Consider the following 6019-nt stretch of genomic DNA (forward strand, 5'->3'; position numbering starts at 1 on the left):
CTTTTTTACTCGGGGGGGGGGGGGGGGGGGGTGCGGCCCCCCCCCCCCCCCCCCCACCCACCCCAACCCCCCCCCCCCCCGCCCCGGGGGGCCCCGCCCCCCCCCCCCCCGGCGCCCCCCGGGCCCCGCGGGCATCTCGGGAGAACCGCCTGGCCGGTGAGCACCTCCCCCGGATGTGGGAGAGTTCGTGCGCCCGCACCCGGGGTGCGGCGCTGATCGGCGGCGGCTCACGCCGCCTCGCCTCGCCCGCCCGAGGACGTGACCCCACGGATTCGCGCGGTTCAGACTCCCGGTGGCGCGACGGACTCGCGGTCGCGCAGCGGCATCGGGACCCGGTGCGTCTCGCTCTGCCGACCGGCCCCGCCGTCACGATGACGGCCGATCTCCGCGAACAGCACGTCCACCGCCTTGCGGCCGAGATCGTAGTGCGGGAGGGCCACCGTGGTGAGCTTGGGCCGCATCCACGAGGCGAGGGGGTGGTCGTCGAACGAGATCACCGAGACGTCCTGCGGGATCCTCAGCCCGTGGTCGCTGAGCGCCTGGTACGCGCCGAGCGCGATCCTGTCGTTGAAACAGATCAACGCGCGCGGGCGCCCCTTCTCCAGGATCGCGCGGGTGGCGTCGAGGCCGTACTCCGGCTGCCAGTCGGGGCAGACCCGCCCGCTCGCGATCTTGACGCCCGCCTCGCCCAGCACCTCGCGAATGCCGGCGAGCCGTTCCACGGCCGCGACACTTCCCGCGGGCACGTTGCGCATCCCGGGGCCGGCGCCGACCAGGTGGATGCCGTCGCGATGGCCGGCCTTGAGCAGCAGGCGGGCGGCGGTGCGACCGGCCTCGACCTCGTCGGGGATGATCGAGGAAAGCGGAGAGGGCTGCTTGGGAAGCGCGTTGAGCAGGACCGCCGGAGCGGCCGTTATCGTCTTCGGCACCTTGATGGTCCTGGTGAACATCGAGGCCAGGATGATCCCGTCGACCTGACGGTCCTGCATGGCCTGCAGCAGGGCGCGTTCGAGCTCGGGGTCTCCCTCGGTCTCACCGATGAACAGCATCACGCCGCGTTCCCTGGCGGCCTCGAGAGAACCTTTGATCATGTCGCCGGCGAGCCGTGAGGTGGCGATCGTGTCGGACACGAAGGCGATGGTCCGCGTCGTGCCCGTGCGCAGCCCCACGGAAACGATGTTGGGCCGATACTGCAACTCCTCGGCGGCCTTCAGCACTCGTTGCTCGACGTCCTGGGATATGCGCAGCTCACGGCCTCGGCCGGACAGGACGAGCGATGCCGTGGTGGTGGAGACAGCGGCTATCTTGGCGACATCGGCCAGTGTGACCCGCTTTGGGCTCACCGAGAGACCTCCCACGTTGTGAGGGTTGACAGCCAGCTATACGTGTGGTGAGACTACCGCATTGCTAATCCGATTTAGCAAATGAGTTCCCAGGACACCCGGCGGATTGCCGGCGAGTTCCCGATCAACCAAGGAGACGCATATGCCGCGTCGATTCAGCCCTCATCGCCGGGCGGTGCTCATGGTCGTCCTGGGGGGGACGCTGGCCGCCGGTTGCGCCGCACCGGGCAACAACAACGCGCCGCAGCCGGAGGCCGCAGGAAGCAGTACGCCGCTGTCGGCCGCACCGACCTGCGGGACCGACCCGATCACGATCAACGCCTACTTCGAGACCGGTTTCCCCCTGCCGAAGGCGCTCACCACCGAGTTCTCCGCGCAGCACAAGAACGTCACGTGGAACATCCGCGAGGACCAGTTCGCGGTGATCACGCAGAACGCCCCGCGTGTCCTCGCGGACGACCCGCCGGACCTCATGCGGCTCCCCCAGGTCTCCGAGCTCGTCAAGAACAACCTGCTGAAGAACCTCGACGACTACGCGAAGGTCTTCGGCTGGGACGCCTGGCCGGAGTCCCAGCTCGCGCAGCTGCGCCTCGGTCCCGGGGGCAAGACCCGAGGCGAGGGGTCGCTGTACGCGATGGGGCTCAACTTCAGCATGACCGGCGTCTTCTACAACAAGAAGCTCGCCGAGAAGATCGGGATGTCGTCCCCGCCGACCACCCTGGCGGAGCTCGACGACGCGATCTCGAAGGCCAAGAAGGAGGGCGTCACCCCGATCGCCCAGTTCAACGGAGGAGCCACCGGCGGGCTGGCGTTCCCCCTGCAAGGTCTGATGGCCGCCTACGGCACGGCCGGGCCGATCAACGACTGGATCTTCCAGAAGCCGGACGCCACGATCGACACGCCGACGAACCTCCAGGCCGCGCAGCACCTGGAGCGCTGGATCAAGGCCGGATCCTTCTGGAAGGACGTCAACGCCGTCGACTACGCCACGATGATGAGCCGCTTCATCGGCGGTGACGGCCTGTTCATGTTCAACGGCGACTGGGAGTCCGGCAACCTCGACAAGCAGATGCCCGGCGACGTGGGCTTCTTCCTGATGCCGTCCGCGCAGGAGGGCGGCAAGCTGGCCGCGATGTCGGCTCCCCTCACCTTCGGCATCGGCGCCCAGGCCAAGAACGCCGACTGTGCCGCGTTCTTCCTCAACTGGGTGGCGAGCGACCAGAAGGCGCGCGACATCGCCGTGGAGGTCGGAGGATCGCACCCCATGGGTCCCGCCGACGCTCACATGCCGCCCCTCGCCCAGGACACGGTGACGGCGAGCACGCTCGCGGCCGGAGCGAAGATCGGTGAGGACAACGGCGCGATGGACTTCATCGCCAACGCCACCGGCGCGATCTACGCCAAGAGCTGGACCCCGCAGCTGCAGAAGCTGGTCGGCGGACAGCAGACCCCCGAAGGCCTGCTGAAGTCGGTGCAGAGCGACTACCAGAGTCAGGTCGAGGGGAGCTGAGCACGCCATGGCACGGCCGACTCCCGACACGGCGGTCGATCTCGCCGGGACCCGGTCCGGGCCGAAGGCCGTGACGAGGAGGAGGAGCCCCGCCCGATCGGCGGGGCTCCGCCCGCGGCGCTGGATCGGCTGGCTGTTCGTCGTTCCCGCGCTCGCCTTCTACGTGGTCTTCGTCCTGCGGCCGATCCTCCTGACCTTCCAGTACTCGCTGTACACCTGGGACGGCATCGGCTCGTCCACCTGGGCGGGCCTGAACAACTACGCGAAGGTCTTCCTCGACCCCGACCTGTTCGCCTCCATCGTGAACGCCTTCGAGCTGATCGTGTTCTTCAGCGCGATCCCGGTCGTGCTGGGCCTGGTGATCGCCTCGACGATCCGGCGGATCGCCACCAGCCGGCTCGCGCTCGTGGCGAGAACGGTGATCTTCCTGCCGCAGGTCATCCCGCTCGTCGCCGCCGGCATCGCCTGGAGCTGGCTGCTGTCGTCGACCGGTCTGATCAACCAGCTGCTCGGCTACGCCGGTCTCGACGGCGTGACCCGCGCCTGGCTGGGCGACTTCTCCACCGCGCTGCCCGCGGTCGGGGTGATCGGCGCGTGGGTGCTCCTCGGCCTGTGCACCCTGCTGTTCCTGGCGGGCATGAGCAAGATCGACATATCGCTGTACGAGGCCGCCCGGCTGGACGGCGCGGGGCCGCTCCGGGAGTTCCTCTCAATCACGGTGCCCAGCCTGCGGCAGGAGATCGGCGTCTGCGTCACGGTGACCGTGATCGCCGCCCTCGCCAGCTTCGACATCATCTACATCTCGACCCAGGGCGGGCCGGGGAACGCCACCATGGTCCCCGGCCTGGAGATCTACTACCTGGCCTTCTCCGACCGGCAGGTGGGAACGGCCTCGGCACTCGCCGTCGTGCTGATGCTGCTCGTGCTCATCTTCGCCCTTCCCATCCAGTGGCTCACCAGGAACAGGTCCACATGATCACCGGATATCGAGAGGCGTGGACGGGAAGGGTGCTGCTCGTCCTGCTGATGACGGTCACCCTTCTGCCGTTCGTCAGCCTGTTCGTCACGGCGCTGCACCCGTCGGGCACCTACCCGCTCGGACTCTCCTGGCCGAGCGACCCGCAGTGGGGCAACTTCGTCCAGGCCTTCCAGGTGGCGCGGATGGGCGAGCTGCTGAAGTCGAGCACACTCATCGTGCTCGGGGTGGTCCCCCTCGCGCTCATCATCGCGACGATGGCGGGATTCGCCATCGGCCACCTGCGGATCCCCGGACAGCACGTGGTGTTCCTCGCGTTCGTGTTCGGGCTGACGCTGCCCTTCGAGGGCATCATCACCCCGCTGTACTACCAGGTGCGCGACATGGGCCTGCTGAACACCAGGTGGGCGATCATCCTTCCGCTCATCGGGCTGTTCATGCCGTTCTCCGTCTACTGGATGCGCGCGCACTTCGTGAACATGCCCGAGGAACTGTCGGAGAGCGCGCGGATCGACGGGGCGAACGTGTGGCAGCTGTTCTGGCGCGTCCACGTCCCGCTCGCCATGCCGGCGATCTCGTCGCTCGCCATCCTGTTGTTCCTGTGGACCTGGAACCAGTTCCTGCTCGCCATCGTCCTGGTCGACGACCCGCTGCAGCGCACCATGTCCGGCGCGCTGGGCGCCTTCCAGGGACAGTGGGGCACCGACATCCCGCTGTTGTGCGCGGGGTCGCTGCTCATCCTGGCTCCCACGCTGCTGATCTTTCTCATCTTCCAGCGCCGGTTCGTCACGGCTCTGCTCCAGGGCTCCCTGAAGGGATGACACACGTCATGTCGTTGCTCGGCACGGATACCGAGACAGGATCGCCCGGACACGGCGACGGCCGGCCGGCGCGCTGGGACCGGCGCCATCTCGCCCTGCTCACCGACACTCCCGCGACGACGGCGCCGGTCGTCGGTCCGGTGGCCCTGCCGCGCGTGCTGCCGCACGACGACGTCTGGGACCTGTGGCCGATCCAGGAGGAGGACGGCTCGACCTCCACGGTTCTCGGCCACGAGCTGTGGATGGGTCTGTCGGCACCCGCCGCCGGTCATCCCGAGGACCGCCACGACCACGCTCGCGTCCGACTGCTCGCCAAGGACGGCGACGACTGGAAGGACCTGGGGCACGCGTTCGCCGACGGCGCCTCGCCGGGCAGCCGCGAGTGGTCGGGGTCGGCGGTCCGCAGACCCGACGGCACGGTGTCGGTGTTCTACACGGCCGCCGGCCGGCGAGGCGAGGCGCGCCCGACGTTCGTCCAGCGTGTCGTGGAGGCACGTGCCCGGCTGGTCGCCGACGGCGACCGGATCGTGCTGGAACCGCACGCCGAGCACCGGGAGATTTTGAGCTCGGACGGCCGGACGTATCTGCCCGCCGACGACGTCGAGGGGGGTCCGGGGAAGATCCGGGCCTTTCGCGATCCCGGCTGGTTCCGTGATCCCGCCGACGGGCGCGAACACCTTCTCGTCGCCGCCTCCGTCGCCTGGGAGGATCGCTACACGGGCGCGGTGGCCCTCGCCGACGCGGCGCCTGACGGCTGGTCGCTCCGGCCGCCACTGCTGGTGGCCGACGGGGTCAATCACGAGATCGAACGACCGCACATCGTCGTGCACGGGTCCTCGTACTACCTTTTCTTCTGCACGCACCGGCATTCGTTCCATCCCCCGAGGTCGGCGCCCACCGGCCTGTACGGCTTCGTGGCCCCGAGCCTCACCGGACCGTACGAGCCGCTGAACGGCTCCGGGCTGGTGGTCGGCAACCCCGAGAGCGAGCCCGATCAGGCGTACGCCTGGTTGGTGCTGCCCGATCTTCGGGTGGTGAGCTTCCTCAACTACCCGTCCACGGGCGGCGAGGATCCGATGCGGATCCCGGCCACGCAGGCGAGGGCCGGTTTCGGCGGGACGAACGCGCCGGTCCTCGAACTCACCCTCGACGGGGTGAACGCCTCCGTGGCGCGGGGACGCGAGAGCGGCGCGGGGACGCTCCCATGACCCCGCGCCGCCCGGTGCTCCCGCCGTGCGGCGGGAGCACCGGGCCGGGGCCGCCCCGCGGGGGGGCCTTTAAGATACTGTCCGCGCGGCGGGTGCGCGGCCCGGGGGCGGGGGGGGGCGGGCGGGGGGGGGCACGGCCCCCCCGCGGGGGGGGAGGTAGG

The 6019-nt window shown here is 69.6% G+C and carries 5 protein-coding genes; 4 read left to right on the top strand and 1 reads right to left on the bottom strand.

Annotated features, from left to right (window positions below; translation table 11 throughout):
• Positions 1-281: 281 nt before the first annotated feature.
• Positions 282-1343 carry a LacI family DNA-binding transcriptional regulator gene (locus ACFY3V_RS39590; RefSeq protein ID WP_362901175.1) on the bottom strand — a complete coding sequence of 354 codons (1062 nt, stop codon included), beginning with the start codon at positions 1341-1343 and terminating at the stop codon, positions 282-284.
• A 142-nt stretch (positions 1344-1485) separates the two neighbouring features.
• Here ACFY3V_RS39590 and ACFY3V_RS39595 point away from each other — a divergent pair, with 142 nt between their 5' ends.
• From ACFY3V_RS39595 to ACFY3V_RS39610, 4 genes are read left to right on the top strand one after another with little or no spacing between them, the layout of a single operon-like run.
• A complete protein-coding gene (locus ACFY3V_RS39595; protein ID WP_389780454.1) occupies positions 1486-2853 on the top strand; it encodes an ABC transporter substrate-binding protein in 1368 nt (455 codons plus the stop codon).
• A gap of 7 nt (positions 2854-2860) precedes the next feature.
• The gene (locus ACFY3V_RS39600) at positions 2861-3829 is read left to right on the top strand and encodes a sugar ABC transporter permease (protein WP_362901179.1); all 969 of its coding nucleotides are present in this window, start codon (positions 2861-2863) and stop codon (positions 3827-3829) included.
• On the top strand, positions 3826-4650 hold the full coding sequence (locus ACFY3V_RS39605) for a carbohydrate ABC transporter permease (RefSeq protein WP_389780457.1): 825 nt from the start codon (positions 3826-3828) through the stop codon (positions 4648-4650). Before ACFY3V_RS39600 ends, ACFY3V_RS39605 begins: the two co-directional genes overlap by 4 nt.
• Positions 4647-5858, top strand: a complete 1212-nt coding sequence (locus ACFY3V_RS39610; protein WP_389780459.1) for a glycoside hydrolase family 68 protein — start codon at positions 4647-4649, stop codon at positions 5856-5858. The genes ACFY3V_RS39605 and ACFY3V_RS39610 overlap by 4 nt, the downstream gene beginning before the upstream one ends.
• The last annotated feature ends 161 nt before the right edge of the window (positions 5859-6019 follow it).

It is taken from the genome of Streptosporangium sp. NPDC000095 (assembly GCF_042899335.1).
In the GTDB taxonomy this organism is placed as follows: Bacteria; Actinomycetota; Actinomycetes; order Streptosporangiales; family Streptosporangiaceae; genus Streptosporangium.

Coding starts and splice junctions, on each gene's coding strand:
- ACFY3V_RS39595 (WP_389780454.1), top strand. CDS start 1,486: ATGCCGCGTCGATTCAGCCCTCATCGCCGGGCGGTGCTCATGGTCGTC.
- ACFY3V_RS39600 (WP_362901179.1), top strand. CDS start 2,861: ATGGCACGGCCGACTCCCGACACGGCGGTCGATCTCGCCGGGACCCGG.
- ACFY3V_RS39605 (WP_389780457.1), top strand. CDS start 3,826: ATGATCACCGGATATCGAGAGGCGTGGACGGGAAGGGTGCTGCTCGTC.
- ACFY3V_RS39610 (WP_389780459.1), top strand. CDS start 4,647: ATGACACACGTCATGTCGTTGCTCGGCACGGATACCGAGACAGGATCG.